Source organism: Cryobacterium sp. TMT4-31, from assembly GCF_004403385.1.
GTDB lineage: Bacteria > Actinomycetota > Actinomycetes > Actinomycetales > Microbacteriaceae > Cryobacterium > Cryobacterium zongtaii.
The window spans coordinates 208,495-235,445 of the sequence record NZ_SOGI01000074.1; the positions used below are offsets into that span (position 1 = coordinate 208,495).

21 protein-coding genes are annotated in these 26,951 nt (G+C 70.1%); 11 read left to right on the forward strand and 10 right to left on the reverse strand.

Annotated features, from left to right (window positions below; translation table 11 throughout):
* The first annotated feature begins 70 nt into the window (after nucleotides 1-70).
* The 3 genes from E3T19_RS18625 (at nucleotide 71) to E3T19_RS18635 (ending at nucleotide 6,800) form a co-directional block, all read left to right on the forward strand.
* The gene (locus E3T19_RS18625; protein ID WP_134409550.1) at nucleotides 71-2,227 is read left to right on the forward strand and encodes a molybdopterin oxidoreductase family protein; all 2,157 of its coding nucleotides are present in this window, start codon (nucleotides 71-73) and stop codon (nucleotides 2,225-2,227) included.
* Complete coding sequence (locus E3T19_RS18630) at nucleotides 2,220-3,995, forward strand: FAD-dependent oxidoreductase (RefSeq protein ID WP_134409551.1); 1,776 nt, start codon at nucleotides 2,220-2,222, stop codon at nucleotides 3,993-3,995. The genes E3T19_RS18625 and E3T19_RS18630 overlap by 8 nt, the downstream gene beginning before the upstream one ends.
* 426 nt (nucleotides 3,996-4,421) lie before the next feature.
* A complete protein-coding gene (locus E3T19_RS18635; protein ID WP_134409552.1) occupies nucleotides 4,422-6,800 on the forward strand; it encodes an FdhF/YdeP family oxidoreductase in 2,379 nt (792 codons plus the stop codon).
* Nucleotides 6,801-6,851: 51 nt separating this feature from the next.
* Here the strand turns inward: E3T19_RS18635 and E3T19_RS18640 are convergent, their stop codons facing one another.
* From E3T19_RS18640 to fdhA, 6 genes are all read right to left on the reverse strand, one after another.
* Nucleotides 6,852-7,166 carry a DUF6457 domain-containing protein gene (locus tag E3T19_RS18640; RefSeq protein WP_088455679.1) on the reverse strand — a complete coding sequence of 105 codons (315 nt, stop codon included), beginning with the start codon at nucleotides 7,164-7,166 and terminating at the stop codon, nucleotides 6,852-6,854.
* 102 nt (nucleotides 7,167-7,268) lie between these two features.
* Complete coding sequence (locus tag E3T19_RS18645) at nucleotides 7,269-7,871, reverse strand: NADPH-dependent FMN reductase (RefSeq protein ID WP_088455680.1); 603 nt, start codon at nucleotides 7,869-7,871, stop codon at nucleotides 7,269-7,271.
* A 129-nt stretch (nucleotides 7,872-8,000) separates the two neighbouring features.
* Nucleotides 8,001-9,194, reverse strand: coding sequence for a molybdopterin molybdotransferase MoeA (locus tag E3T19_RS18650; RefSeq protein WP_088455681.1), 1,194 nt, complete (start codon nucleotides 9,192-9,194; stop codon nucleotides 8,001-8,003).
* Nucleotides 9,194-9,319: a hypothetical protein gene (locus E3T19_RS19530; RefSeq protein WP_255453157.1), complete on the reverse strand. Its 126-nt coding sequence runs from the start codon at nucleotides 9,317-9,319 to the stop codon at nucleotides 9,194-9,196. The genes E3T19_RS18650 and E3T19_RS19530 overlap by 1 nt, the downstream gene beginning before the upstream one ends.
* A 2-nt stretch (nucleotides 9,320-9,321) precedes the next feature.
* The gene (locus E3T19_RS18655; protein WP_088455682.1) at nucleotides 9,322-10,053 is read right to left on the reverse strand and encodes a molybdenum cofactor guanylyltransferase; all 732 of its coding nucleotides are present in this window, start codon (nucleotides 10,051-10,053) and stop codon (nucleotides 9,322-9,324) included.
* A gap of 137 nt (nucleotides 10,054-10,190) precedes the next feature.
* Nucleotides 10,191-11,408 (reverse strand): formaldehyde dehydrogenase, glutathione-independent, encoded by a 1,218-nt coding sequence (fdhA, locus tag E3T19_RS18660; RefSeq protein WP_088455683.1) that lies wholly within the window; start codon nucleotides 11,406-11,408, stop codon nucleotides 10,191-10,193.
* 278 nt (nucleotides 11,409-11,686) lie between these two features.
* Between fdhA and E3T19_RS18665 the strand changes: the two genes are divergently transcribed.
* Complete coding sequence (locus E3T19_RS18665; protein ID WP_088455684.1) at nucleotides 11,687-12,811, forward strand: AI-2E family transporter; 1,125 nt, start codon at nucleotides 11,687-11,689, stop codon at nucleotides 12,809-12,811.
* A 55-nt stretch (nucleotides 12,812-12,866) separates the two neighbouring features.
* On the opposite strand, the gene E3T19_RS18670 is transcribed toward E3T19_RS18665, so the two are convergent.
* Complete coding sequence (locus E3T19_RS18670; protein ID WP_241980349.1) at nucleotides 12,867-14,444, reverse strand: Na+/H+ antiporter; 1,578 nt, start codon at nucleotides 14,442-14,444, stop codon at nucleotides 12,867-12,869.
* Nucleotides 14,445-14,587: 143 nt separating this feature from the next.
* Here E3T19_RS18670 and E3T19_RS18675 point away from each other — a divergent pair, with 143 nt between their 5' ends.
* From E3T19_RS18675 to E3T19_RS18695, 5 genes are all read left to right on the forward strand, one after another.
* On the forward strand, nucleotides 14,588-15,445 hold the full coding sequence (locus E3T19_RS18675; protein ID WP_134409553.1) for a class II fructose-bisphosphate aldolase: 858 nt from the start codon (nucleotides 14,588-14,590) through the stop codon (nucleotides 15,443-15,445).
* A gap of 1 nt (nucleotide 15,446) precedes the next feature.
* Entirely contained in the window at nucleotides 15,447-16,250 is an 804-nt protein-coding gene (locus tag E3T19_RS18680; protein ID WP_134409554.1) for an HAD-IA family hydrolase, read from the forward strand.
* On the forward strand, nucleotides 16,247-16,936 hold the full coding sequence (dhaL, locus tag E3T19_RS18685) for a dihydroxyacetone kinase subunit DhaL (RefSeq protein WP_088455687.1): 690 nt from the start codon (nucleotides 16,247-16,249) through the stop codon (nucleotides 16,934-16,936). Before E3T19_RS18680 ends, dhaL begins: the two co-directional genes overlap by 4 nt.
* A gap of 93 nt (nucleotides 16,937-17,029) precedes the next feature.
* The gene (gene dhaK, locus E3T19_RS18690) at nucleotides 17,030-18,025 is read left to right on the forward strand and encodes a dihydroxyacetone kinase subunit DhaK (RefSeq protein WP_088455688.1); all 996 of its coding nucleotides are present in this window, start codon (nucleotides 17,030-17,032) and stop codon (nucleotides 18,023-18,025) included.
* A gap of 47 nt (nucleotides 18,026-18,072) precedes the next feature.
* Nucleotides 18,073-18,750: a maleylpyruvate isomerase N-terminal domain-containing protein gene (locus E3T19_RS18695; protein ID WP_134409555.1), complete on the forward strand. Its 678-nt coding sequence runs from the start codon at nucleotides 18,073-18,075 to the stop codon at nucleotides 18,748-18,750.
* Between the two features lie 134 nt (nucleotides 18,751-18,884).
* On the opposite strand, the gene E3T19_RS18700 is transcribed toward E3T19_RS18695, so the two are convergent.
* Complete coding sequence (locus E3T19_RS18700; RefSeq protein ID WP_134409556.1) at nucleotides 18,885-24,410, reverse strand: DUF4011 domain-containing protein; 5,526 nt, start codon at nucleotides 24,408-24,410, stop codon at nucleotides 18,885-18,887.
* Nucleotides 24,411-24,695: 285 nt separating this feature from the next.
* On the opposite strand from E3T19_RS18700, the gene rpsO reads away from it, so the two are divergent.
* Nucleotides 24,696-24,965, forward strand: coding sequence for a 30S ribosomal protein S15 (rpsO, locus tag E3T19_RS18705; protein WP_088455691.1), 270 nt, complete (start codon nucleotides 24,696-24,698; stop codon nucleotides 24,963-24,965).
* A gap of 107 nt (nucleotides 24,966-25,072) precedes the next feature.
* On the opposite strand, the gene E3T19_RS18710 is transcribed toward rpsO, so the two are convergent.
* Both E3T19_RS18710 and E3T19_RS18715 read right to left on the reverse strand, forming a co-directional pair.
* Nucleotides 25,073-25,705: a hypothetical protein gene (locus E3T19_RS18710; protein ID WP_134409557.1), complete on the reverse strand. Its 633-nt coding sequence runs from the start codon at nucleotides 25,703-25,705 to the stop codon at nucleotides 25,073-25,075.
* Nucleotides 25,702-26,025 carry a hypothetical protein gene (locus E3T19_RS18715; RefSeq protein ID WP_134409558.1) on the reverse strand — a complete coding sequence of 108 codons (324 nt, stop codon included), beginning with the start codon at nucleotides 26,023-26,025 and terminating at the stop codon, nucleotides 25,702-25,704. The genes E3T19_RS18710 and E3T19_RS18715 overlap by 4 nt, the downstream gene beginning before the upstream one ends.
* 97 nt (nucleotides 26,026-26,122) lie before the next feature.
* Here E3T19_RS18715 and E3T19_RS18720 point away from each other — a divergent pair, with 97 nt between their 5' ends.
* Nucleotides 26,123-26,938 carry a fructosamine kinase family protein gene (locus E3T19_RS18720; RefSeq protein WP_134409559.1) on the forward strand — a complete coding sequence of 272 codons (816 nt, stop codon included), beginning with the start codon at nucleotides 26,123-26,125 and terminating at the stop codon, nucleotides 26,936-26,938.
* Nucleotides 26,939-26,951 lie beyond the last annotated feature (13 nt).

Sequence of the window (26,951 nt, forward strand, 5' to 3'; positions counted from 1 at the left end):
TTGCTTCAGCACGACCGAAGCAACCGAACGGCCGCTCTCGCGAACCCGTACCAACACGAAAGGCACCTCCGTGACCCCCGTCGACACGCACTGCCCGTACTGCGCACTGCAGTGCGCGATGACGCTCACACCCTCGCCCGCCAGCACCCCCGCCCGGCCCGCGGATGCGATCGGACTGCCGGTCACCATCGCCGGCCGGGCCTTCCCCACCAACCGCGGTGGCCTCTGCAAAAAGGGCTGGACCGCGGCCGACCTGCTCGGCTCGGCCGACCGCATCCGGCAGCCCATGCTCCGTGCGTCCGACGGCAGCTTCGCCCCGGTCTCCTGGACCGAGGCGCTCGACCTTGTTGCCGAGAAGCTCCGCACGAGCCGGGCCGAGCACGGCGCCGACTCCGTGGGCGTCTTCGGAGGCGGGGGCCTGACCAACGAGAAGGCCTACCAGCTGGGCAAGTTCACCCGGCTGGCGCTCGGTTCCTCCCGAATCGATTACAACGGCCGGTTCTGCATGTCCAGCGCCGCGGCGGCCGGCAACCGCGCCTTCGGCCTCGACCGGGGCCTGCCGTTCCGGGTGGAGGACCTCGACGCGGCCGACACCATCCTGATGCTCGGCTCCAATGTGGCGCAGACCATGCCGCCGTTCATCGGCCACCTCGATGGTGCCCGGCAGGCCGGCGGTCTCATCGTCGTGGACCCGCGCCGCACCGCCACCGCCCGGCTCACCGACGACGGCGCCGGCATGCACGTGCAGCCGGCCCCCGGCACCGACCTGGTGCTGCTGCTCGGGCTCACCCACCTGGTCCTCGCCGAACGTCTCGCCGACACCGACTACCTCGCCCGGCGCACCACCGGCCTCGACCAGTTGCGCTTCAGTGTCGCCGGCTGGTACCCGCAGCGGGTGCAGGAACACACCGGTGTTCCGGTCTGGCAGCTGCAGGGCCTCGCCCGTCGGCTCGCCGCCGGAAAGGGCACCTACATCCTCACCGGCCGGGGCGTCGAGCAGCACGTCGACGGTACCGACACCGCCACCGCCGCGATCAACCTCGCGCTGGTGCTCGGCCTCGTCGGCACGACGCACTCCGGCTACGGAACCCTCACCGGCCAGGGCAACGGGCAGGGCGGCCGGGAGCACGGCCAGAAGTGCGACCAGCTGCCCGGCTACCGCAAGATCACCGACCCCGCCGCCCGCGCCCACGTCGCCGGGGTCTGGGGTGTGACGCCCGAGCAGATCCCGGGTGCGGGCATCCCCGCCGTCGAACTGTTGAACGCGCTCGGCCAACCCGGCGGCATCCGCACCCTGCTCGTGCACGGTGCCAACGTCGTGGTCTCCGCGCCCGACGCCGACAGGGTGCGCCAGGGCCTGGCGGCTCTCGACTTCCTGGTGGTCAGCGACTTCTTCTTCTCCGAGACCGCCGCCCTGGCCGACGTAGTGCTGCCGGTCACCCAGTGGGCCGAGGAGGAGGGCACCATGACCTCGCTCGAGGGCCGGATTCTCCGCCGCCAACGTGCGATCGACCCGCCGGCCGGGGTGCGCAGCGAACTGTGGATCTTCCAGGAGCTCGCCCGGCGCCTGGACGCCCCCGGCGTGTACAGCGCCGAACCCGGCGAGGTCTTCGACGAACTCTGCCGGGCCACCGAGGGCGGCATCGCCGACTACTCAGGCCTCGGCTACGCCCTGCTCGCCACGGGGGAGCCCGCGTACTGGCCCTACCCGGCCGGCTCCGGCGGCACCCCGCGGCTCTTCCTCGAGCGGTTCGTTCACGACGACGGCCGCGCGCGCATCGTCGCCGTGACCCCGCGAGCCGTGGCGGCGCCGGCCCAGACGCGGGGTGCGCTCACCCTGATCACCGGCCGGCTGCTCGAGCACTACCAATCCGGTGCGCAGACCCGGCGGGTGGCCGAGCTGTCGGAGGCCCAGCCCGAGGCCCGGATGCAGGTGCACCCGGCCACCGCCGCGAGCCTGGGTCTGATCGACGGCGGTTGGGTCGAGCTGGCCAACGAGCGTGGCATCGTGCGGTGCCGAGCGCAGCTGAGCGCCGACATCCGGCCTGACACTGTGTTCCTGCCCTTCCACTTTCCCGCCGACCAGCGCGCCAACCTGCTCACCGCCGGCGCCACCGACCCGGTCTCCGGCATGCCCGAGTTCAAACGCACCGCCGTGCGGGTACGGGCAATCGATGCGCCCGGCCTGTCGGCTCCCGACCACGAGTGGGCGATGGCGGATGCCTGACCACACTTCTGCCGAGCTGCCCGATTCCCCCGGCCCGGCCGCCCCCGAACGCATCGTCGTCGTGGGCTACGGCCCGGTCGGCGCCCGGTTCGTCGACGAGCTCCTGCCGCTCGTCGAGGCCGGTCTGGCCGAGCTCACCGTCGTCGGAGCCGAAGAGGTGCACGCCTACAACCGGGTGCTCCTGGCCGATTACGCCGTGGGTCGCACCGACCGGGACACCCTCGACCTCACCGACGGCAGCCGGGCCCTGGCTGCCGGCGCGCGCATCCTCACCGGCACCACGGTGACCGAAGTGAAGCGCACCATCCGTACGGTCACGCTCGGCGACGGCAGCTCAGTGCCGTACGACAGGCTGGTGCTGGCCACCGGGGCGCGCGCGAATGTGCCCACCCTGGACGGCGTCAAGCGGGTGCGGCGCGGCCTGATAAAACCCGGTGCGGATGCCGGCGGCCTCGGCGCCGCTGCACTGGATTGGGCCGGCGCGCCGCTGCCCTGCGGTGTCAGCGCGCTCCGCGACCTCGCCGACGCCGCCACCGTGCTGGCGGCCGTGCAGGCCGGTCAGCGCATCGTGGTGCTCGGTGCCGGAGTGCTCGGCATGGAGATCGCGCTCGCGGCCGCGGCCGCCGGCGCCGAGGTCTGCGTGGTCTTTCACGGCGAGATTCCGATGAACCGCAACCTCGACCGCGGCGGCGGCTCGGTGCTCACCCGGAGCGCCCGCCGGGCGGGCGTCACCATGGTCAACCACGCCCGCGCCGAGAGCGTGTTGTTTCACCACGACGACGACGGCGTGGAACGCTTCGAAGCCCTCATCTGCGCCGACGGCAAGCAGATCAGCGGCGACCTGCTGCTGCTTTCCTGCGGTGTGGGTGCCCGCACCGAACTCGCCCACCTGGCCGGGCTGCCCGTATCCACCGGCATCCTGGTCGACGAGTCGCTGCGAAGCTGGGCGGATGCGGCGATCCACGCCATCGGGGACTGCGCTCATGTGGCTGGCCGTCCGGCCGATGCCGACTCCGGTGCAGCGTGGAACGGCGCCAGGATGGCACCGGCCGGTGGGCCGTCCGGTCTGATCGGGCCGGGCTGGCGGCAGGCCGACAGCCTCGCGGCCCGGTTCAGCGCCGAGATCAGGGCGGGTGTCGCAGCGGGCCGGCCGGCCGTGCTAGCTGCCGCCGTGACCGCTGAACCGGCACCGGCGCTTGCGGCCGGACCGGGCGCATCCGTCGTGATGCTCAAGGCCGAGGGCATCGACGTGGTCGCCGCCGGTGATACCGCGGCCGACCCGTTCGACGTCGATGCCAGGTGCGACGACGCCGGATACGGCGGCACCGCGCACACGCACGGATGCTCGTCCGATCCGGCGCCCCTGGCCGTCGCGCAGTGGGCCGACCCCGAGCACGGCCGCTACGTGAAAATGGTCACTCGCGGCGGCATCCTCACCGGCTTCGTCTGTGTGGGCATGCCCCGTACCGGTGCCGAGCTCACCCTGTTGTTCGAGCGCGGCAGTGAGCTGCCCGCCGATCGGTCGGTGCTGCTGCGGTTCGATGGTCCCGACTACGACCCCGCGACCGCGGGCGACGCCTTCGCGCCGGAGTCCACGGTCTGTTGGTGCAACGGTGTCACGGTGGAGGCGATCACCACCTCGGCGCAGGCCGGCAACACCACCGTGGCCTGCATCGGCACGGCCACCCGCGCGGGGACCGGCTGCGGCGGCTGCAAGGGCCGCATCGGCGAGGTGCTCGAGCGCTTCGCGGCGCAGATCGTCGGCTGAGCCCGCAGCGCCGACGTGCCGGAAAGCAGCCCGTCGGCGCCAAAAGGGAGGAGGGTGCGACATCTCGGCGCAGGGCCCTGCGATGACTTGCCACTTGAGGCCCCTGCAGCGCAGCGGAGAGGGCGTGAACTGGCAAGTCGCGGGGCGCGCTGCAGGCGAGATGGCAGTTGGCGCCCCTTCGGGCTTGCGGAGAGTGCCCGAAGTGGCAACTCGGGTGGGCTGGGGGTCCCATGCGCCCGAAGGAGCGTTTTGGCGGAACTCGGCGTTGCGGGCTCGAGCGCTTCGCCGCCCAGAGTGTGCCCTGAACGTTGCCGGGTCCTTGCCGTGAGCGCCGGATGCTGATAGCCCTGAGGGGGTAAGTCCAGTGTTTCCGGGCTCCGGCGCGACAGTGCCGGCTGATCCCGGCCGGCGAAAGGGATGCCCAGGATGACGCCCAAAAAAGTGACCACGAACCCACCGTTTGGGGCCAACCAGGCGCGCGAGAAGAGCCCGGTCCACCTCGACGACGCCGACGAGGCGGGGGAGTCCGCCCTCGAGGTCGGTTCGCCCAAGTCCTGGGCGGCGGGCGTGCCCGGAGTGCTGCACTCCACCATCCCGGCGCTGGCGGGCATGGGCGTCAGCCGCAGCCGCAAGACCCTGCTGGCGATGAACCAAAAAGACGGCTTCGACTGCATGAGCTGCGCCTGGCCTGACCCCACCCACCGCAAGACCTTCGAGTTCTGCGAGAACGGCGCCAAGGCCGTCACCTGGGAGGCGACTCCCGTCACCATCGGGAGCGAATTCTGGGCCGAGCATCCGGTCAGCGACCTGCGTGACCGCTCGGAATACTGGCTGGGCATGCAGGGGCGGCTGACCGAACCGGTCTACAAGGCCGCCGGCGACGACCACTACCGGCCGCTGAGCTGGGCCGAAGCGTTCAGACTGCTCGCCGAGAAGCTCAACGGGCTGGACTCGCCGGATCAGGCCGCCTTCTACACCAGCGGCCGCACCTCGAACGAGGCCGCGTTCGCCTACCAACTCTTTGTGCGCGCCTTCGGCACCAACAACCTGCCCGACTGCTCCAACATGTGCCACGAGTCGTCCGGCTGGGCGATGGGGCAAACCATCGGCATCGGCAAGGCAACCATCACCTATGACGACTTCGGCAAGGCCGACCTGATCATCGTGATGGGCCAGAATCCGGGCACCAACCATCCCCGGATGCTGACCGCCCTGGAGGAGGCGAAGGAGAACGGCGCCGAGATCGTCGCGGTCAATCCGATGCCGGAGGCCGGGCTCAGACGGTACAAGAACCCGCAGAAGGTGAAGGGCATCATCGGGCACGGCACCGAAATGGCCGACCAATTTGTGCAGGTGCGGCTCGGCGGCGACATGGCCCTGTTACAGGCGGTGTCCAAGCGGGTGCTCGCCGCGGAGGCCGCGAACCCGGGCACCGTGCTCGACCACGAGTTCCTGCGCGAGCACTGCCAGGGGCTGGAGGAACTCACCGCGCACCTCGCCCAGGTCGACGAGAAGGCCGTGCTGGCCGCCACCGGCCTGCAAACCGCCGACATCGACGAGCTCGCCGCCCGGTACCTTCGGGCCGAAAAGGTGATCATCACCTGGGCGATGGGGCTCACCCAGCACAAAAAGGGCGTCGCCACGATCAAGGAGATCATCAACCTGCTGCTGCTGCGCGGCAACATCGGCAAGCCCGGCGCGGGTGCATCGCCGATCCGCGGGCACAGCAACGTGCAGGGCGACCGCACCATGGGCATCTGGGAGCAGATGCCGCCGGCGTTCCTCGACGCCATCGAACGGGAGTTCGGCTTCGATCCGCCCCGGGAGCACGGGATGGACTCGGTCGAGACCATCAGGGGACTGCGGGACGGCCGGGTTAAGGTCTTCATGGCTCTCGGCGGCAACCTGGTCGGCGCGATCAGCGATACCGGGGCCGCCGAGGCCGCGATGCGCGGTGCCGAGATGACGGTGCAGGTCTCCACCAAACTGAACCGGTCGCATGCCGTGGTCGGCGACGAGGCGCTGATCCTGCCGACCAAGGGGCGCACCGAGATCGACCGGCAGGCCACGGGGGAGCAGTTCGTGTCGGTGGAGGACACCGTCTGCGCCGTGCATCCGTCCTGGGGCAAGGTGCGCCCGGTCGCACCGAACCTGCTGTCGGAGGTCGCCATCGTGAGCCGCCTGGCCCGGGCGGTGCTGGGCACCAAGGTGGGCGTGGACTGGGTGGGATTCGAGCGTGACTACGACCTCGTCCGGGAGCACATCTCCCACGTCGTCGCCGGCTGCGACGACTACAACGCCAAGATCCGGCAGGACGGCGGCTTCCTGCTGCCGAACGGGCCACGCGATTCCCGCACCTTCCCCACCCCCACCGGCAAGGCCATGCTCACCGTCAACGACCTCGAGTACCTGGACCGGCCCGTCGGCACCCTGATCCTGCAGAGCCTGCGATCGCATGACCAGTTCAACACCACCATCTACGGGCACGACGACAGGTATCGCGGCATCAAGAAGGGCCGTCACGTGGTGTTCATCAACCCCAACGACCTTGTCGAACTCGGCCTCGACGATGAGCAGATGGTGGATGTTCATGGCGTGTACGACGACGGCGTCGAGAGGGTGCTGCGCGGGTTCCGGGCCGTGTCATACCCCACCGCACGGGGCTGTGCGGCGGCGTACTACCCGGAGGCGAACGTGCTTGTGCCTCTCGACCATGTGGCGGAGGGCAGCAATACGCCGGTTTCGAAGGCGGTGATCGTGCGGGTGGAGCCGGCGCGCACCGTCGAGGCGGTGCCGACCATGTAGGGGAGGGCGCCTGTGCTGACGGCTCTGGACTGACGGCTACTGGACTGACAACTACTGGGCGGTGTTCGCCCACCCGTCGTCGATGCCGCCGTCACCGCTCTTCCGGGTGGCCTGCCTGGCTACTCCAACGGCGCGCTCGACGGCGTCGGTGGTGGCCTGTTTGCTCGAGGTGCTCGTCATGCCGGCCGCGTATCCCACCAGGAAGGTGCTGATCGGTCCGCCGGCAGGGCCTACGGCGCGGGTGGTCTCGGCGGCCAGGTCGAGTAGGAGCGGGTAGTCGACCTTCAGGTCCAGAATCTGCAGTGCCTGGGTCAGCCGTTGACTCAGGTCGTCCAGCCGGCCGGTGTCGTTTTCGGGGGCGTTCATGGGGTCTCCTTCTGGCCGGGTACGGCACGGAACGTGCGCTTCAGGAATAGCATCTCAGCGGCGGCGCGGCAATCGTTCGGGCTTCCCCCGGGACTGTCTGCGTCATTTTCTGGAGTTCGGGTCCTCGTCACCGATGTGTCCAGGCGCGTTCGCGGTGAGCACCCGTTGCACAAAAGCCGAATACTCCTCCATATAGTGGCGAAGGAATGACCGGGTGGACTCGTCGGTGACCTCGCCGTTGGGACCATAGACGGCAGCGTCGAAGCTGATGTAAGCCTCGGGCGAATTCAGCTGAGGCGCATCGAGGAAGCTCAAGACGCTCCGCATCGACGACTGCATGACCGCGGTTCCGATGCCGCCAGGGGACGCGCCGATGATGCCGGTGGGCTTGCGTGCGAAGGAATTGGTGCCCCACGGCCTGGACCCCCAGTCGATCGCGTTCTTCAGAGCGCCGGGGATCGAGCGATTGTATTCCGGGGAGACGAAGAGGATCCCGTCCGACGAGTCGATGGCCGCCTTGAGGGTCCGGCCGGCCGGCGGGAAGTCCGCGTCGAAGTCCGGGTTGTACAGGGGCAGGTTCCCGATCGTGATCTCGGTGAATTCAAGCTCCTCAGGGGCGAGAGCGATCAGCGCCGTGGACAGGGTGCGGTTGATGGACGTGCTGCTCAGGCTGCCAACGAAGTAGCCGATTGTGTAGGTCGCCATGTCTGACTTCTTTCCCGAATCTGTCGACAGGGCATCCGAAGTTCACGCAGCGGACCCACGGCCTCCATATCTGTCGATCCCTTCCGGTTTAGCACTCCGACCCGGTCACCGACAGGGTCAGCACTCCGGCTACCAGGGCAGCGGAATCGTGGCGACGGGCTCGGGGGAGCACGCACCGCCGGCCGGCACCACGGCCACACCGTCGGCCTCAGCGAGTCCGCGCAACATGCCGGAACCCTGACGCGCCGTCGGCACCGCGCCGTCGTCCGTGAGCCGGTACGCCACCAGCCGAGTCGACCCGCTGAGGTTGGCGATGTCGTGCGCGAGGGTCACTCGGCCCAGCGGCACCAGCGGGCGGCCGAGCATCCCGTCGATCAGCGGTACGCCCAGGCTGGCCAGCACGAGCATCGCGGCCAGCGGATTGCCGGGCAGGCAGAGCATCAGGCGGCCGTCGGCGAGGCGGGCGAGCATCACGGGGTGGCCGGGGCGCATCCGCACGCCGTCGATGAGCACTGTGGCCCCGAGTGCGCTGAGTGCGGCGCGCAGGTGGTCGGCCGGGCCGCGGGCGCTGCCTCCGGTGCTGATCACCAGTGCCGCGGTGCTCGATCGGATGGCGTCGATGGTCAGGTCGAGGTCGTCGGGCAGCCGCCGCAGTGCACTCAGCCGCACACCCAGTCCGCTGAGCAGGGCCGGAAACTCTGGGGAGTACGCGTCCCGCACCTGCCCGGGACCGGGGATGCCGGACTCGATCACCTCGGTGCCGAGCAGCAGCAGCTCCACGGTCGGCTGTGTGGTCACGGTGAGGGTGTCGTGGCCCGTCACCGCAGCGAGAGCGACCCTGGGAACCGTGAGCAGGCAGCCGGGCTCGAGCATCCGTTCGTCGAGTCCGCATTCCTCACCGCGGGCGCGCACATGCTCGCCGCGTGCCGGCTCGTGTGCACCGGTGTGCGCCGAACGGATGAGCGTGGGCACGGTGCCGGCCGCAGACCCCGGCACCAGCTCACCGTTTTCCGTGCGCAGGATGCCGTGGGTGCCGGCGGGCACGCAGGCGCCTGTGGCGATGGGCCGCGCGGTCCCGGCCGCGAGGACCCTCGTCGGCGGAGGGTCACCCGCCAGGATCGGTTCGCCCAGAATCCACGGTTCGTCGCCGCTGACGGCCCAGCCGTCCATGGCCGAGGACGCGAAGCTCGGCAAGGCGGTCAGCGAGTGCACCGCGCCGGCAAGGGTGCGCCCGACGGCGTCCGGGAGCGCCACCATCTCGGTGGCGCGGGGCATCTCCGCGCCGGCCCTGTGCACGGCGGCCCTGGCCTCCAGCCACTCCATCAGAGGACCACGCCGCGGGCCTGGTTGCCGGTGTCGCGTGAACCGATTCGGACCGATCGGCCGGTGTGGATCATGGGCATGACGGGCTCCTCGAGGATGGTCGACGACAGTGTCGCCTGAGTCAAGGCTAGCCAGTATTAGGAAGGACGATGCCGAGCCTGGCCGCGTCGGCCGGGGTGTCGACGTCCTCGGCCAGGGCGTCGGGGAGGCGCAGTTCCACCAGGTTGAGTGGGCCGATCAGGCCCATCACCGAGAGGTTGTCGGCCGGACGCAGCAGCGCGGAGGAGGCCAGGGCCGCACGCCGGTAGACGGCGAGCAGCGGTTGGCGCCGGCCGGCGGCATCGACGCTGATCAGGCCGTCGATGGATCGGTGCGCCACGGCGTCGGTCTGCGCGGCGTGGGCCGGCGGGGCGGTCAAGAGCCTGTCGAGTTCGGCCAGCAGGTACGGCACGGCGTCGTCAGCGTGCACGAGGTCGCCAGCGAGCACCACAATCCACTCCGCAGAACCTGTGCCCGCGGAACCCGTGCCCGCGGAGGCGCCGCCGGAGTCGCGGGCCAGTGCCTCGAGGCCTGCCACCATCGCGGCGGCCGGACCGCCCCAGCGCGGCTGCTCGACGGCGCGCAGCACATCGGCGGGGAGGTCAGCGTCTGATCCGACCACGCAGGTGCGCCGACAGCCGGTGGTCGCGGCCAACACTCCGTCGAGCAGGCTGCGGCCTCGCCAGACCAGGGCGGTCTTGTCGATGCCGCCGAGCCGCCTGGCCCTGCCGCCGGCGACGATGATCGCGTCCCAACCCAGGCCGGAGCCGTCCGTCCGCTCAGCCTCGGAGGGCGTGGTGGGGGTGTCATGGCGGGGCATCGGGGCGGTCCTTGCGCTCGGAGCCGCAGGTACGCGACCAGATCAGGCTACCCGCGCCCGGCACAACACGCCGGGACCGGGCCGCGTGCTGCGGCCCGGTCCCGGATGCTGCCTACAGGCCAGTCAGGTCTGAGATCTCAGTCCTTGAGATAGCCGTTCGGGTTGAGCACGTACTTCGTCGCCGCACCCGCATCGAACTCGGCATACCCGCGCGGGGCATCCTCGAGGCTGATCGGCTGTGCGTGCACGGCCTTGGCGATCTGCACGCGGTCGTGCAGGATCGCCATCATCAGCTGCCGGTTGTACTTCATCACCGGGCACTGCCCGGTGGTGAACGACAGCGACTTGGCCCAGCCGGTACCCAGGCTCAGCGACAACGAACCCACCTTGGCTGCTTCCGTCGCAGCTCCCGGGTCGCCCGTGACGTAAAGCCCCGGAATACCGAGCGCACCGCCGGCCGCAGTGATGCTCATCAGCGAGTTCAGCACGGTTGCCGGCTTCTCAGTTCCGGCATCCTTGCCGTGTCCGTGCGCTTCGAATCCGACGGCGTCGACCGCCGCATCCACCTCCGGCACCCCCAGGATCTGTTCGATCTGATCCTGCGGCTCACCCTTGGTGAGGTCAACGGTCTCACAGCCGAAGCTGCGGGCCTGTGCGAGGCGCTCGGGGTTGAGGTCACCCACGATCACCACGGCGGCACCCAGCAGCTGCGCCGAGACTGCCGCGGCGAGTCCTACCGGTCCAGCGCCGGCGATGTAGGCCGTTGAGCCCACGCCGATGCCGGCGGTGAAGGCACCGTGGAACCCGGTCGGGAAGATGTCCGACAGCATGGTGAGGTCGAGGATCTTCTCCAGCGCCTGCTCCCGGTCGGGGAACTTCAACAGGTTCCAGTCCGCGTACGGGACCAGCACGTACTGCGACTGCCCGCCGACCCAGCCACCCATGTCGACATACCCGTACGCACTACCCGGACGGTCCGGGTTCACGTTCAGGCAGACACCGGTCTTGCGTTCCTTGCAGTTGCGACAGCGACCGCAGGAGATATTGAACGGGACCGACACGATGTCGCCGACCTTGATGAACTCGACGTCCCGGCCGACTTCGACTACCTCGCCCGTGATCTCGTGGCCGAGGACCAGACCCATCGGAGCCGTGGTGCGTCCGCGCACCATGTGCTGGTCGGAGCCACAGATGTTGGTGGTGATGGTTCTCAGGATGACACCGTGCTGAACCTGGCGGCCGATGTTCGCCGGGTTGACGCCGGGTCCGTCCTTCAGCTCGAAGGTGGGGTAGTCGATGTCGATAACGTCGACCTTGCCCGGACCTTCGTAAGCAACTGCTCTGTTTCCTGCCATTATTTGTATCCTCCTTGATACCTGTCGTGACACCTGAACCGGTCGGTTCGCGCTTGTGGCGCGGCATCCTCAGTGGTGTTCCTCGGTGGTTCGCTCTCAGCAACACAGGGCGCCGGAACACCCTCCATGGCACTCCACCACACTGGGAATTTCAAGGGTGTCGGTGGAGCAAAACGTGTGTATCGTGTGGGTGTCGAATCCCAAAATCCGCCTGTGGCTGTGCACAAACTCGCGCGTTTTACCGGGCTATGTCGGGGAACCTTGTTTAGGGTGGTCACATGCGAATTCCCGACAACACCGGCGCCCGCAGGGCCGAGCCCCGAACCGACGGTCCGACGACGTTGCGCACCTTGCTGACCGACAAGCTGGGCTGGCTGGGCCTCCGCAGCGGGCAGATCCTGCTCGCTCTGGCGCTCGTCGCCGTGGTGATCTTCATCCTCGTGCAGGTGAAGCTCGTGGTGATCCCGCTGCTGATCGCGATCATCCTGGCATCCGCTCTGAGCCCGGTCATCGGATGGCTGCGCCGCCGGGGGTTGTCGCCGATCCTGGCCACCTGGGTCACCCTGCTGACCGCCATCGTCGTGTTCGGCGGAATCGTGACCCTGATCGTCGTCGCCGTCGAGAACCAGTGGAGCGAGCTGGTGACGAGCGCCTCTGACGGCATCGACCAGCTGTTCACCTACCTCACCGAGGGGCCGTTGGCCCTCGACTCCGCCCAGCTCGAGGACTTCCGCGACCAGGGCATCGACTTCCTCACCAGCAGCCAGTTCGGCTCCGGGGCCCTCGCCGGGGTGTCTGTGGCGACCGAGATCATCACCGGCGCCGTGCTCGTCGTCGTGATCCTGTTCTTCTTCCTCAAGGACGGCGACGTCATCTGGAAGTTCTTCCTGCGCCCGTTCCGCGGCGAGCGCCTGCAGCGCGGTCGCCGCATCGGCACCACCTCGGTGCGGGTGCTCGGCGGGTACGTTCGCGGCACGGCGATCATCGCCTTCGTCGATGCCGCCGCGATCGGCATCGGCCTCGCCGTGCTCGGGGTGCCGTTGGCACTGCCGCTGGCGGTCATCGTGTTCCTCACGGCCTTCATCCCGCTGATCGGTGCGACAGTGGCCGGTATCCTGGCCGCTCTCGTGGCGCTCGTTGCCACCGACTGGGTCATCGCGTTGATCGTGGTGGGCATCGTGATCGTCGTCAACCAGCTCGAGGGCAACTTCCTGCAGCCCGTGGTGATGGCACAGTCCCTCAAGCTGCACCCGCTGGTGATCCTCGTCGCCTTGACCGCCGGCACCATCGTGGCCGGCATCATCGGTGCCGTGCTCGCCGTGCCCATCGCCGCCGTCGGCTGGGCCATCGTCAAGACCTGGAACGAGCCGCCGGCGCTCACCGGGCAGGCCAAGCTGGCCTAGCCGCTCGCCCGGGCCGTTTGGCCGCGAGCACGATGGTGCTCCGCGCGCCGCCACCTCATTCCTGGTGCTTGGGCGACCCGGCTTTGAGCGCGGACTCCTCCACATCGATGAAGGCCAACGCAGAGCGGATGGCCGGCTCCTGGTAGCGGCCGTCCGCCCGGGCGGCCAGCACGGCCTCCCGCTCGGCCTCGATCATGGCCCGCCGCAGCCGGTTGTACGCGGCCGGCAGCGGCTCCGCCTCATCCGGAGCCGGGTTGTCGAGCGCATCCGCGAGGAACACGGCGTTGGTGCGCAACCGGCCGATCACCCGGTCCTCGTCGGCGTCGGTCACCTCGGTGTCGAGCCGGGCCAGGCCGGCGGTCTGCGCCTCGGCCAGGAGCATCTGCGCCTCGATCCTCTCCTGGGTCCGGTCCGGCGGCGGCAGGCGCAACCGGCGGATGATCCACGGCAGCGCCAGCCCCTGCAGGAGGGTGCCGACCACCACCACGAAGGCCAGCAGCTGCAGAAGTTCGCGCTGGGGTGTCTCCGGGGGGAGTAGAAAGACCGCCGCGAGAGTGACCACCCCGCGCATCCCCGCGAACGACACGGCCACCCCGGTGCGCCAGCTCCAACCGCGCTCCCGCAACCGCCGCGGTCCGTACCGATAGATCGACGTGGTGATGGCCATCCACACGAAACGCGACACGAGCAGGGCGGCGAGGATCACCAGAGCGATCCACACCGTGGTCCAGAACCCCGTGCCGGTGAGCCGCACCCCCTCAAGAATCGACGCCAGGTTGAGGCCGATGAACAGGAACACGGCGTTCTCCAGCAGGAACTGGATGGTGCGCCAGTTGATCGACTCGGCGATGCGGGCCTCCGCCGACTGGATCACCGGCGCACGGTAGCCCAGGAAAAGGCCGGCGATCACCACCGCCAGTACCCCAGAACCGTGCACCAGCTCGCCGAGGATGAACGCCAGGTACGGCGTCACCAGCGACAGGCTGGTGTCCAGCACCGGCGCGTGCAACTGCCGACGGATCACGGCCAGCACGAACCCGACGGCGAGCCCGACGCCCACACCGCCGACGACAGCGACGACGAAGTCGCCGGTCACCGAGAGCGGGCTCACCGTGCTCAGGATGGCCGCGATCGCCGCGTTGAGGGCCACCAGCGCGGTCGCGTCGTTGAGCAGGCTCTCACCCTCGAGCACCGTGACCACCCGCCGCGGCAGGCCCAGCCGCCCGGCGATGGCCGTGATCGCCACGGCATCCGTCGGTGCCACGACGGCGCCGAACGCGAACGCGGCAGCGAGCGAAATCGCCGGCACCACCAGCCACGCGGTCAGCCCCACTGTCACGACGGTGAAGGCCACCAGGCCCACCGACAGCAGCAGGATGCCGTCCCGCCGGGCCCGCACGTCCACGATCGACGTGCGGATGGCCGCCGCGAACAGCAGCGGGGGCAACAGCCCGTAGAGCACCAACTCCGGCTCGAGCTCGATGCGTGGCACCGACGGCAGGAACGACGCGGCCGCGCCGACGACCACCAGGACGAACGGCGCCGACCAGCCGATCCGCCGGGAGAAGCCGGTCACCGTGACGGTGACCAGGACGAACACGACGATCCAGACAATGGTGCTGACGGGGTCCATAGCGACAATTATGCGCGAGCGCCGCGCCGCCGCGGGAGGGCTGTGCGGCGAGGGGTGCTGCAGCATCCAGTCACGTCCGCCATTGCCCGTTGGTGTGTTGACGCCTACGATCCCCAGCAAACACGCGAGGAAGCGAGGCGCACATGGCCGTGAGCACTCTCAAGGAGATCGTCGATCGTGCGTTCGCCGAGAAATACGGCGTTCCCGCGATCAACGTGGTGAACGACCTCACGATGGAGGCGGTGCTGGCCGGGGCCGTCGAAGCCCGCTCGCCGGTGATCGTGCAAACCTCGGTGAAGACCGTCAAGTCCATCGGATCCGACGTACTCTTCGCCATGTGGTCGGCGATGACCGCCGGCATCGACGTGCCCGTCGCGCTGCACCTGGACCACTGCCCGGACCGGGATGTGATCACCGAGTGCCTCGAACGCGGCTGGAACTCGGTGTTGTTCGACGCCTCCACCCTGCCGGTGGAGGAGAACCAGCGCCAGACCATCGAGGTGGTGCGGCAGGCCCGCACGTTCGGCGCTCACGTGGAGGGCGAGATCGAGTCCATCACGGGCGTCGAAGACGGTGTGGGCAATGACACCGAAGCGGCCAGGCAGAGCCTCGCGGTGTCGCTCAGGTTCCTCGAGGCCACCGGCGTGGACGTGTTCGCGCCGGCGATCGGCAACGCGCACGGGGTGTACAAGCGGGAACCGGTGCTCGACTTCCAGCGGGTGAGCGACCTCGTCGCCGCCCACCCGATCCCGATCGCCCTGCACGGCGGCAGCGGCATGACCGACGCCCAATTCACCGACCTCATCGCTCGGGGCTGCGCCAAGGTGAATATCTCCACGGCACTGAAGATCACCTACATGAAATCCAACCTCTCCTTCCTCACGGATGCCCAGGCGCGCGACAAGTGGGACCCACCGTCGCTGTTCGCGAAGGTGCGCACCGACATCGTCAACCTCACCAGGGGACTGGCCGAACAGTTCGGCAGCGCGGGGAAGGCCTGAGATGCCGGCACTGATCTTCGACTGCGACGGGGTGCTCGCCGACACCGAACGGGACGGCCACCTGCCGGCGTTCAACCAGACCTTCGACGAGTTCGGGGTGCCCGTGCACTGGAGTGACGCCGACTACGCCGAGAAGGTGAGGATCGGCGGGGGAAAGGAACGGATGCGGAGCATCCTCACCCCGGACGTCGCCCGGCAGCTGGGTCTGCCAGAGGACCCGGCGGCCTGGGACGAGACCATCCTGGCCTGGCACCATCGCAAGACCGCGATCTACACCGAACGCGTGGCCGCGGGGGTGCTGCCGGCCCGGCCCGGCATCCGTCGCCTCGCCGAGGAAGCCGCCGCGGCGGGCTGGACCCTCGCCGTGGCCTCGACCTCGGCCGAGGCGTCGGTGCGGGCGGTGCTCACCCACGCGGTGGGGCCCGACCTCGCTGCGGGGTTCCACGTCTTCGCGGGCGACATCGTTCCGGCAAAAAAGCCCGCGCCCGATATCTACCTGTATGCCCTGCGTGCGCTGGGCGTCGACCCGAGCGAAACGCTGGTGATCGAGGACAGCGAGAACGGGCTGCGGGCCGCGCTCGCCGCCGGGCTTGCGACCGTTGTGACCGTGAGCAGCTACACGGCCGACGAGGACTTCGACGGCGCCGCCCTCGTGGTCTCGTCCCTCGGTGACCCCGCCGGGCCCGCCGCCGAGATCCTGGCCGACCCGGCCGGCATCCACCCCGGCCCGTATCTGCGGCTGGCGGACCTCGTCACGATCCTCACCCTGCCCGGCACCTCAAGAACAGGAAGCGAGACCCCATGACCAGCCTGGCCGACACCGAATTCGTCGTGCACAGCATCGCCCAGACGGCGGTCGACAACGAGAAGGAGTTCGGCGACCTCGACGCCGTCGTCGGCGACGGTGACTTCGGCTATTCGCTCGCCAGGGGCTTCGAAATCGTCCTCGCCGACTGGGACGAGTACGACCGCAGCAGCCCGAGCGCGTTCCTGCAGAAGGTGGGCATGGTCATCTCCGGGCGGATCGGCGGGACCTCCGGGCCGCTCTGGGGAACCGCGTTCCTGCGGGCGTCCCTCGCGGTCAAGGGCAGGGACGAGGTGCGCGGCGGCGACGCCGTCGCGATGCTGCGCAGCGCAATCGCCGGCATCAAGTCGCGCGGCAATTCCGACGTGGGCGACAAGACCCTGCTCGACGCTCTCGTGCCGATGACGGATGCCCTCGAGGAGGAGGTCACGGCCGGCACCGACGCGCCCGCCACCCTGCACCGCATGGCCGCGGTCGCCCGGCAAGCCTCCGACCAGACCGCCATGATGCAGGCCCGTCGGGGCCGGGCCAGCTACACGGGGGAGCGGAGCATCGGCTCGCCGGACCCCGGCGCGGTGGCGGTGGCCGTGATCCTCGAGCGGCTGAGCGCCGAGTGGGATGCCCGGGTGGGTTCATCCGCCGGCACCCCGAACGACGCGGAACGGCCATCCAGTCACACGGACTGAGCGTCGCACCGCACACGCACACGCACCCGTATCCGAAAGGCACACGCACCGACCGAGCACACGACCGACCGAGCACCGCCCAGAGAGGGAGCCATGAAGAAATTCGTCAATGATCCGAAGCAGTACGTTCCGGAGATGCTCAAGGGCATCGCGCTGGCCAACCCCGACACACTGAAGTATGTGCCCGCGTACAACCTGATCATGCGAGCCGACAGCCCGAACCCCGACAGGGTGTCGATCATCCAGGGCTCGGGCTCCGGGCACGAACCGGCGCACGTGATGACGGTCGGCAAGGGCATGCTCGACGCGGCCTGCCCCGGCGACGTGTTCTCTGCACCGCCGATGGACTACGTGTACGAGACCACCAAGCTGCTGGCCTCTCCTAAGGGTGTGCTGTTGCTGGTGAACAACTACACGGGCGATCGGATGGCCTTCGAAATGGCGCAGGAGCTCAGCGCCGCCGACGGTGTCAACGTGAAGACCCTGTTCATCGACGATGACGTCGCCGTGCAGGACTCCACCTACACCGTGGGCCGGCGCGGGGTGGCGGGCAACTTCTTCGTGATGAAAGCCGTCGGCGCCGCCGCCGAGCAGGGCGCGGACCTGGACGAGCTGGTCCGGATCGGGGAGAAGGTCGACAGCGTCACCCGCACCATGGGGATCGCCCTCACCTCCTGCACCCCGCCGGCGAAGGGATCACCGCTGTTCGAGCTCGGCGACGATGAGATCGAGGTGGGTGTGGGCATCCACGGTGAACCCGGCCGGCGGCGGGCCAAGCTCACCACGGCCAACGAGATGACCGACGAGATGCTGGATGCCGTCGTGAAGGACCTGCCCTATGTGGCCGGCGACAGGGTGGCCCTGATGATCAACGGGCTCGGTGGAACCCCGATCAGCGAGCTCTACATCCTGTTCGGGCGGGCGCACGAGCGGCTCACCGAACTGGGCATCACGGTGGGACGCAGCTACGTGGGTGAATACTGCACCTCCCTCGACATGGCTGGGGCGTCACTGACCCTGGTGCGGCTCGACGACGAGATCGAGGCGCTGCTGGCGGCGCCGGCCGAGATCGCGGCGCGAGTGTTCTAGCCCGGCGCGTTCTGCACGAGCGGGCACGGTGCGGCTACTCTGTGGGCATGAGTGAGACTCCCAGGGACTGGTCAGACACGGTTTTCGCTTTCGATTCGGCCGCGAGGTGGTTCGTGGCGGTCACCGCAGGCATCGCCGAGCGCGCCGCCGGGGATGACGAGGTCTGGGGGCAGTTGGGCCTGGGCGAGTGGAGTGTGCGCGACCTCGTCGGGCACACCAGCCGGGCCCTGTCCACCATTGAGGCCTACCTCGACCTCGCGGCAGAGGAGGATGCCGTCGGCGTCGCCGCCCCGATCGAGGTGACAACGCCGGCGGCCTACTTCGAGCGCGCGCTCGCCGCGGGAACACCCGAGCTGATCGCGCAACGCGGTCGGGAGACCGCCGCCACCCTCGGCGCCCAGCCCGCGGTCGCGGTCGCGGAGCTCGCCGCCAGGGTGCTGGCCCGGGTGGCCACCCTCGACGGCTCCGAGCCGGCGGATACGCCGGCCGGGCGCATCCGCATCGCCGAGTACCTGCCGTCGCGCACCCTGGAACTCACCGTGCACACGAGCGACCTGCTGCAGAGCCAGGGAGTACCCGCCGCCGACCAGACCGTGCCCGAGCCCGCCGCCGCCGCGACCCTGCACGTGCTCGCCGACCTGGCCGCCCACAAGGGCCTGTCCGCACCCCTGTTGCGCGCCGCCACCGGCCGTGCCCCGCTGCCCGCCGGGTTCTCCGTGCTCTGAGCGCACTATTGTCGCGGCCCGTGTTGCTCCCCGCGGCCCGTGTTGTGCTCGGCGGCCCGCGTTAGAACGGGTGCCGGCGGCACAAAGACGTGCCGCGAGAGCTTAGACGTGCCGCGGGGGAGGGCAGGGCTCGGCTACGCCAGGGCGGCGGCCTCGTGCGCCTGGCGGGCGGCGTCGAGAGCGTCGAGTTTCTCGGCGAGACGATCCAGCACCGCGTCGCGGTCGCCCAGCCACTCGGGCAACCACACCCGCTCCACGGCCGGCCAGCCCATCAGCCTGGAGAGCACCTCGACGGGCAGGCCGTCCCGGTCCGAGACCGTGCGGCGGGCGGCCCAGGTGGGGCCGTCGAGCAGCACGGCCATCACCGGATGCCCGGGCGCCCCGGTCGTGGCCACACTGAGGTCCACCCGGAAGTCGGACAGCCCCACGTCCGCCTGCACCGCGAAGCCGCGCTCGCGCAGGGCCTCGGCGATCTCCTCCCGGTGCCGGTCCAACGCCCCGGACTGGCGCAGCGGGGTGGCGAGCCCGTCGGCGCCGCCGGCGGCCAGGTCCAGGTAGGCCCGCAGGTCTTTCACCCCGGCCGAGATGGTCTCTTCGGCGCGCAGGTCGGCGGGCGCGAAGCTGCTGAACACGATCACCTGGCGCCGGGCCCGGGTGATCGCCACGTTCAGGCGCCGTTCGCCGCCGGGCAGGTTGAGCGGGCCGAAGTTGAGCGGCAGCCGGCCCGAGGCATCCGCGCTGAACGCCGTGGAGAACAGGATGGTGTCGCGCTCGTCACCCTGCACGTTCTCCAGGTTCTTGACGAACAGGCCGTCGGTGTCGGTGTCGAGGGCGTGCACGATGCGCTCATCGCCGCTGTCGCGGAGGCTGCCCTCGATGAGGGCCCGCTGCTGCACGTTGAAGGTGATCACGCCGATGGACGGGGTCTCTTCGGGCTCGGCGGCGAACCTGGCCAGGATCTCGGCGACGATGGCCTGGGCCTCGACCGGGTTGGTGCGCAGCGACTTGCCCTTACCGCTGCGGAGGAACTGACCGTCGACCCGGCGGAGGCTCACACCGTAGCCCGCGGAGCCGGAGCCGGAGCCGGAGCCGGAGCCGGAGCCGGAGCCGGGGCCGGGGCCGGAGCCGGAGCCGGCATCCGTGCCCGCACCGTGGTGCGGAGCCGGGAACGAGGACAACCGGTCACGGTAGTACGCGCGGTTGCTGAAGGCGATCAGCGACTCGTCCTGGCTGCGATAGTGCCAGGACAGCCACTTGCTGGGTACCTGCGCCTGCACGCACTCCGACAGGATCGACTCCTCGTCGCGCACGAACTCGAGGGTGTCGCCGTCCTCCTCGCCGGAGCCGATGGTCGACTCCGCGAACGAGGTGGGCGGCATCTGCTTGCTGTCACCCACGACGACCACCGACCGGGCCCTCCCCATGGCGCCGACGGCGTCGGACACCCGCACCTGGGAAGCCTCGTCGAAGACCACGATGTCGAACAGGCCCGCCTGGGCGGGGAAGAACCTGGCCACCGACTCCGGGCTCATCAGCATGCACGGCAGGATGTCGGTGATCAGGTCGCCGAACTCGTGCATGAGCTCACGCACTCCCATGCCGCCGCGCTGCCGGTCCAGCTGCCTTTTGAGCAGGCCGAGCCGGGCCGCCGTCTCGGTGCCCGGGTTCCCGGAGTCGCCGGCGGCGTCCGGGGTCGCGCCGATGGTGCGCCGCCGCAAGACGCTGTACGGGATGAAGGTGGGCAGGTGCCGGCGCACCGCACCGGATGACGTGGTGAAGCGGGTGATCGACCGGTTCTGGGCGGCGGCGTCGAACTGGTCCAGGGTGGTGGCCGAGCCGCGTTCGGCGACGGATGCCGTGGCGAGCCCCTTCTCGAACGCCAGACCGGCGTCGTCGGCGTCGACCTCGCCGCGGAGCACAGCGGTGTGCGCAGCCGGGAGCCCGAGCCGGGCCAGCGGTTCGAGGTGCTCGAGCAGGGCGATCCACCGGGTGAGGGTGGGCAGTCCCGGTGCCTGGGCGTCCCGTTCCTCGCGGCCGCGGGACCAGACGGCGACGAGGCCGCCGTCCGCGGCCCAGCCTGCCATGGCGGCCGGTCCGGCGCCGGTGGCCGTCATCACGGCCTGCAGGGCGAGAAGCGCACGGTTCAGTGCGGTGGCGAGTGCGGCATCCGGTTCGGTGCTGGCGTCGAGGTAACCGCGCAGGGCGGCCACGAAGTCAACGCTGAGGTCGCGGTGCTCGGATGCGACGACACCACCGGCCCAGCGCAGCCAGGCCAGGCGGGCGGCGAGCTCGTCGCGGCCGGTCGGGCCGGTCTGCGTAGTCTGCCCGGTCTGCGCCGGAGCAACCGGCGCGGAGCCGACCAGGGGGTTCCAATCATCCGCGATGCTCACGCCATCCACGGCCCGCACCAGGCCGCGCAGGGCGTGCAGCCGGGCCTGGCTGTCGGCGAGCTGGCCGGTGACGGTGGTGAGGGAGCCGAGGGGCAGCTTTGCCCCTGGCCGCATCTCCGCGGCCAGCCGCGCGAGCACGGCCTTCCGTCGGCCGCGACGGCCGAAGAAGCTCGAGGCATCCGCCGCCTGCGCGTCCCGGTGCAGGGCCGCGGCGTCCAGCCGCAGTGCGCCGGGTTCGAGCACGGTCAGTGCCGGGTGTTCGGCCTGCACAAAGGTGCCGGTGGCCTGTTCGGCGGCGGCCGCGGCCGTGGCCCAATCCGGGGAGCGGGTGCCGTCCAGGGTGACCAGCGGCACCCGGTCGGCGGCGGCGAGACTGCTCAACGTGACGAATTCGGTAGGGCTCGCCGCGGCGGCCACGACGCTCGCCGCGGCGCCAGAGCCGGCCGTCTCGTCGGCGCGGGGGAGCGCGGCCAGGGCTTCGTCGAGCTCCAGCGCGGCGCGGGCAACGGTCGCCAGGTCGAGGGGGCCGGCGGGCGGCGTGGTGATGAACGCCCACGGATGCTGCGGCCGCGGCCGGGCCGGATCGGTCACATCGGGCAGATCCCGCAGCATCCGCCGCAGCTCGTCGAGCTCGTCGGCCGTGATGCGCGCGGGCAGGTCGGCCGGCACGGGCAGGGCCCGCACGTCGACGTCGGCGGTGAGCTGTGCGGTGCGGGCGGAGTAGAAGGACAGGCCGGCGCCGTTCTGTTCGTGCAACCTATCGGTGTACCTGGCCAGGCTGCGCCGGGCGGTGCCGAGCACGTCGAGGTCGTTCTTCAGCCCCTGGCCGTCCACCGTCACCTCGTGTTCGAGAGCCTGCCGGATTTGGGCTCGCACCGTGGCGGGCTTGCTGGCCTTGTCGTGCAGGTCGAGCGCGAACGGGCCCATGCCCACCTCGTTCAGCCGGGCCTGCACCACCTGCAGGGCCGCGCGTTTTTCCGCGACGAACAGCACCTTTTTTCCCTCATAGACCGCGCGGGTGAGGAGGTTGGTGATGGTCTGCGACTTGCCGGTGCCGGGTGGGCCCTCGAGCACGAAGGTGCGCTCGGCGATGGCCTCGGCCACGGCGGCCAGCTGCGACGAGTCGCCGGGCACCGGGCACTCGGCGCCGAGAGCATCGAGGTCGGCGGGCGCAGGCAGGGCCACCGGGTCGACGAACGGCTGGGTGGGGGTATGCACGAGGTGGCTCACCAGGGAGTTCTCGGCCAGGGTCTGCCAGTTCTCGTCGAGGTCCTTCCAGAGGCGGAACTTGGCGAACTGCAGGATCGACAGGTCGAGGGTCTCCTCGACCCGGTAGGGCAAACCGGCCGCCAGCAGCGCCTCGCGGGTGGCGCGGAACGCGGCGGCCAGGTCGATTCCGGTCGCGTCGGCGGCCGGGGTCGCCAGGCCGTCGATCGTGAGGCCGTGCAGCTGCCGAAGCTTCTCGAGCAGGCAGTAGTTGGGCGTGGACGCCCCGGCCTCGTCGAGCCGGACCCGGTAGTCGCCGCCGCGGCCGGCCGGTTCGAGCACCACCGGAACGAGCACCAGGGGGCTGCGGAGCTCCCGGTCGTTCGCGGTCCAGACCAGCGAGCCGAAGGCCAGGTAGAGATTGTTGGCGCCGGTCTCCTGCACCACGGTGCGGGCCTTGTAGGCCAGCGCCCGCAGCTTGGTGGCGTAGGCGGCGTCGGTGACGTCGGCGTACACGGCCTTTTTGTCGGCGAGCAGGGCCGCGAGCTGGTCGGCGGGCAGATCCCGGCCGAATCGGATGCCGCGCTCCCGGTCGGTCGTCGTCATCCGGTCGGCGGGCAGCAGGGTCAGCCCGGCACCATCGGTGACGAGGTCTTCGACGCCGGCCAGGTGCTGGTCGGGCACCGTCAGGGCCAGGGCGCCGCGTTCGGTGAAGTTGATCAGTCGGTTGCGCAAGCTCAGGTCGAGCAGGGCGTTCTTCCACTGCGAGATACGCGGCGGCGTGCTCGAGGAGCGGCCGGACGGGGCGACTGCGGTGGGCGCGTCGGCCGCATCGTTCGCGTCCGCATCCGTTTCGTTGACGACGACGGGCCCGCCGGGCGAGACCCCTGCCGGCCGGTATTCGGTGACGACCACGGTGCCGTCGGCGGTCACGGTGCGTGCCGGCAGCGGCAGGATGTGGGTGCGCCGCGACTGCACCACGTCGACCACTCCGATCACGGTGGCCAGGTCCGCGAGCCAGTCCAGATACGGCGAGCGCTGGGCCTGGGCGAAGGTGACCGGAGTGCCGGTGTCACGGTCGGTGACCTGGGTGGTCTCCACGAGCCGGATCAGGTCGAGATCGATGAGGTTGATCACCTCGGCCACGTCGGTGAGCGCGGGCGCGCCGAGGGTCTCCTCTTCGCGCCAGTAGCCGAGGAAGGCGTGCCCGGCGACCACCCAGAGCAGCGGATGCAACCCGGCCTGCTCGAGGGCGGCGGCCATCACCACGACGGTGTCGAGGCAGGTGCCGACGCCATCCGACGTGCCCTCGCCGGTCGTGGTGCCCAGCACCTCGCCGGGCGTGCGCACCTTCTGTCCGTCGTCGGACCAGCTGGCCGGCGGGGTGGCGTAGCGGATGGTGCGGGACCGCATGGCCACGAACACCGCCTCGACCACCTGGTCGACCCTGTCCGGGCCCGACTGGTAGCCGGGCATGGCCGCCGACCCGGTGCGGGCCTCGAGCGCGGCAGCCGCCTCGGCGAGCAGGGTGGCGATCTCGGGGTGGTTGGGCAGCACGTGCGCCGAGAGCATCTCCAGCGCCAGGTCCACCGGCTGGGCGATCCACTGCTGGGCGGCGAGCAGCTGGATGGGCTCGCCCGCCTCGGCGACGACGACGCCGGCCACGAGCAGGCTGGCCCGGATCTCGGCCGGGCGCTGCTCCTCGATGAGCAGCATCGCGGTGGGGTCGACGGTCAGGGAGACATCCGTAAAGGTCAAGGTGCGCTCAGCGGCGAGGTCCACGAGCAGATCACGGGCGGTGCCGAGGGTGTCGCCGGCGCTGAGCACCTCGAGCCGCAGCACGGCCTCCCGCACGGCGGGCCCACGGTTGTCGACGCCCACCCGGCCGACCACGTTGATGCGATTGTGCGCCAGGGCATAGCTGAGCACCGGCGTCGCGGTGAGCGAGAGGGTGATGTCGCCGTTCGTGGCCGGGCGGCCCGTATTCAGTGCGGTCGAGTCCAGTGCGGCCGAGTCTGGTGCAGCTGAGTCCAGGGTGGTCGAGTCCGGGCCGGTCGATTCCATGGGTGCTCCTCGTGTCGTGCGGGTTGGTGCTGGTGTAACTCGGCCCCCGTGCGGGGGACCATTCAATCATCGGCGAGTGTGAGCCCGACGTGGTGCACCCCGTGCCCGAACGAACCGGTGTGTCCGGTGTCACGCCCGCGCTCCCGCCGGGGAGGGGAACCCCGATCCGAACGGGTTGGCCGAACTCTGCTAAGATCTTGAGGTTGCCGTTCAACGGCCGCGGATAAAGAGAGCTCAGGCATTCTGCCCCGAGCACCGCGCAGTGAGAGAAAGGGGATCCCATCTATGGCACTCGAAGCTAATGCTAAGAAGGCGATCATCGAAAAGTACGCTACCCACCCGGGCGACACGGGTTCCCCCGAAGTCCAGATTGCAATGCTCACGCAGCGCATTCTTGACCTCACGGAACACCTCAAAGAGCACAAGCACGACCACCACTCGCGTCGTGGCCTGCTCCTCCTGGTTGGTCAGCGTCGCCGTCTGCTCGGCTACCTGTCCGACGTGGACATCAGCCGCTACCGCTCGCTCATCGAGCGTCTCGGCCTGCGCCGCTAGGTAGTAGCCGAATGGTTCGCTGATAACGCGATCTTCTTCGAAACGGGCCGTCACCCTTGAGGTGGCGGCCCGTTTTGTGTACCCCGGATGCCGTCAGGCGGCCGCTGTCAGGCCGGCTCGGCCGCCGAGTCCAGTGCCCGGGTGTAATAACCCCACGGGAACGTCGTCTCGCCCACCAGGCGCCAGCCCTCGGCCTCGAGGTGTCGTCGAGCCGCGTTTCCCGGTGTCCACAGCAGCCGGCGGTGCTCCCACTGCCGGTCCGAGGCCTCCAGCACGTGGTACAGCGTGCCGTAATCCACGACGTGCCAGCCGCGGCGGCCCTCGATCGCCAGTATGGCCATCTCGTCGAACGCGGTGACCGGGCTGAGCACCTTGCGGCGCGGATGCCCGGGCTCGCCGTCGTGTGCGGCCGTGGCCGGGCCGGCGGAGCCTGTTTGGCTCGCCGAGGAGAATCGCTGCTGGGCGGCCTGCCGGCTTACCCCGAGCACCCGGCCCAGGGCGTCCCAGCTGTGCCCGGCGGCCCGCGCGCCGTTGATCGAGTCCCGCAGCAATCGGCTGGTTTCCTCCGCGGCGGTGCGGCTGGCACCGACCAGACGGAGGTACGCATCCGGGTCGCTCTCGAGGTCGGCGCGGAGACCGGTCGGGCTGCCGAGCACCGCTTCGGCGACCGCGTCGCGCACCGCGGCGGCCTCTGCGGCCGTCAGCGACGTCGGTGAATGTTCGGGTGTCGGCGCCGTCATCGCTCGTCCGTCCGCTGGTCACGACGGTGGGCAAGCCGCTGTCCCGCGCTGTCGGCGTCGGTCGCGTCGCGCAGCGGTTCCAGGTTGTCGAGTGCCACGGTGTCGCGCAGCCTGGCCACCCTCTGGCGGCCGATCTCGGTCCACAGGATGACGGTGACCAGCAGAACGCTGAGCATTCCGGTGAGGAAGCCCAAGACGGAGTCGGCCGGGTCGTGGTCGACGAGGATGGCCGCGGTGGAGAGTGCGGCGATCGCCACCACTCCGCCGACCACGGCCGCGGCATACCAGCGCGGGCGGGAAAGGGAACTCTTTGTGTTCATGTGTCAAGGATGCATTGACAGCGAAGTTCTGTCAAGCAATCCTTGACGCACCGGTCTCCCCGTAGCGCCGGACGGGGCAAGCGGTAAGAGTGGAGGGATGAATGACTTCGTCAGCTCACCCGGCGGCGACCCGCGGGGCTTCGACAAGCGGCACCACGGTGCCCCCTCCGGCTTCTTCGAGGCCGAGGCCGCCGGCCTGGCTTGGCTGGCGATACCCGGGGGAGTGCGCACCGCCCAGGTGCTCGACCTCGAGCCCGGGCACATCGTGCTGGAGACCATCGACGAGGTGCCACCCAGCCGGCCGGCCGCGCGAGCGTTCGGCGCGGAGCTGTCGGTGACCCACTCGGCCGGCGCCGCGGCGTTCGGTGCCCCACCCGACAACTGGAGCGGCCCGTTGTTCATCGGTAATCGGAGCCTCCCCAGCGCTTACGAGAGCGACTGGGGAGTGTTCTACGCCCGCTACCGGGTGCTGCCGTACCTGGATATCGCCGTCGACGTGGGCGGGATCACGGCCCGGCAGGCCGAGGCCGTGCACGCGGCCTGCGCGCGCATCGAGGCCGGCGACTTCGATGACGGCGCCCCGCCGGCCCGGATACACGGCGACCTGTGGACCGGCAACGTGTTGTGGTCCGCCGACGGGGTCGTGCTGATCGACCCGGCCGCGCACGGCGGCCACCGCGAAACCGACCTGGCGATGCTCGCCCTGTTCGGCTGCCCGTACCTCGAGGAGATCACCGCGGGCTACGAGTCGGCATCGCGGCTGGTGCCGGGCTGGCGGGCGCGTACGCCGCTGCACCAGCTGCATCCGCTGGCCGTGCACGCGGCCGGACACGGCGCGGCGTACGGCCGGGCACTCGAGCAGGCCGCCGAAGCCGTGCTCGAGCTACCCGCCGCCCACCCGCCCGCGGAGTGACCGGCCGGGGTGA

What these genes read in the sequence shown, in the direction of transcription:
- E3T19_RS18630 (WP_134409551.1), top strand. Translation starts at nt 2,220, where the DNA reads ATGCCTGACCACACTTCTGCCGAGCTGCCCGATTCCCCCGGCCCGGCC.
- E3T19_RS18635 (WP_134409552.1), top strand. Translation starts at nt 4,422, where the DNA reads ATGACGCCCAAAAAAGTGACCACGAACCCACCGTTTGGGGCCAACCAG.
- E3T19_RS18640 (WP_088455679.1), bottom strand. Translation starts at nt 7,166, where the DNA reads ATGAACGCCCCCGAAAACGACACCGGCCGGCTGGACGACCTGAGTCAA.
- E3T19_RS18645 (WP_088455680.1), bottom strand. Translation starts at nt 7,871, where the DNA reads ATGGCGACCTACACAATCGGCTACTTCGTTGGCAGCCTGAGCAGCACG.
- E3T19_RS18650 (WP_088455681.1), bottom strand. Translation starts at nt 9,194, where the DNA reads ATGGAGTGGCTGGAGGCCAGGGCCGCCGTGCACAGGGCCGGCGCGGAG.
- E3T19_RS18655 (WP_088455682.1), bottom strand. Translation starts at nt 10,053, where the DNA reads ATGCCCCGCCATGACACCCCCACCACGCCCTCCGAGGCTGAGCGGACG.
- fdhA (WP_088455683.1), bottom strand. Translation starts at nt 11,408, where the DNA reads ATGGCAGGAAACAGAGCAGTTGCTTACGAAGGTCCGGGCAAGGTCGAC.
- E3T19_RS18665 (WP_088455684.1), top strand. Translation starts at nt 11,687, where the DNA reads ATGCGAATTCCCGACAACACCGGCGCCCGCAGGGCCGAGCCCCGAACC.
- E3T19_RS18670 (WP_241980349.1), bottom strand. Translation starts at nt 14,444, where the DNA reads ATGGACCCCGTCAGCACCATTGTCTGGATCGTCGTGTTCGTCCTGGTC.
- E3T19_RS18675 (WP_134409553.1), top strand. Translation starts at nt 14,588, where the DNA reads ATGGCCGTGAGCACTCTCAAGGAGATCGTCGATCGTGCGTTCGCCGAG.
- E3T19_RS18680 (WP_134409554.1), top strand. Translation starts at nt 15,447, where the DNA reads ATGCCGGCACTGATCTTCGACTGCGACGGGGTGCTCGCCGACACCGAA.
- dhaL (WP_088455687.1), top strand. Translation starts at nt 16,247, where the DNA reads ATGACCAGCCTGGCCGACACCGAATTCGTCGTGCACAGCATCGCCCAG.
- dhaK (WP_088455688.1), top strand. Translation starts at nt 17,030, where the DNA reads ATGAAGAAATTCGTCAATGATCCGAAGCAGTACGTTCCGGAGATGCTC.
- E3T19_RS18695 (WP_134409555.1), top strand. Translation starts at nt 18,073, where the DNA reads ATGAGTGAGACTCCCAGGGACTGGTCAGACACGGTTTTCGCTTTCGAT.
- E3T19_RS18700 (WP_134409556.1), bottom strand. Translation starts at nt 24,410, where the DNA reads ATGGAATCGACCGGCCCGGACTCGACCACCCTGGACTCAGCTGCACCA.
- rpsO (WP_088455691.1), top strand. Translation starts at nt 24,696, where the DNA reads ATGGCACTCGAAGCTAATGCTAAGAAGGCGATCATCGAAAAGTACGCT.
- E3T19_RS18710 (WP_134409557.1), bottom strand. Translation starts at nt 25,705, where the DNA reads ATGACGGCGCCGACACCCGAACATTCACCGACGTCGCTGACGGCCGCA.
- E3T19_RS18715 (WP_134409558.1), bottom strand. Translation starts at nt 26,025, where the DNA reads ATGAACACAAAGAGTTCCCTTTCCCGCCCGCGCTGGTATGCCGCGGCC.
- E3T19_RS18720 (WP_134409559.1), top strand. Translation starts at nt 26,123, where the DNA reads ATGAATGACTTCGTCAGCTCACCCGGCGGCGACCCGCGGGGCTTCGAC.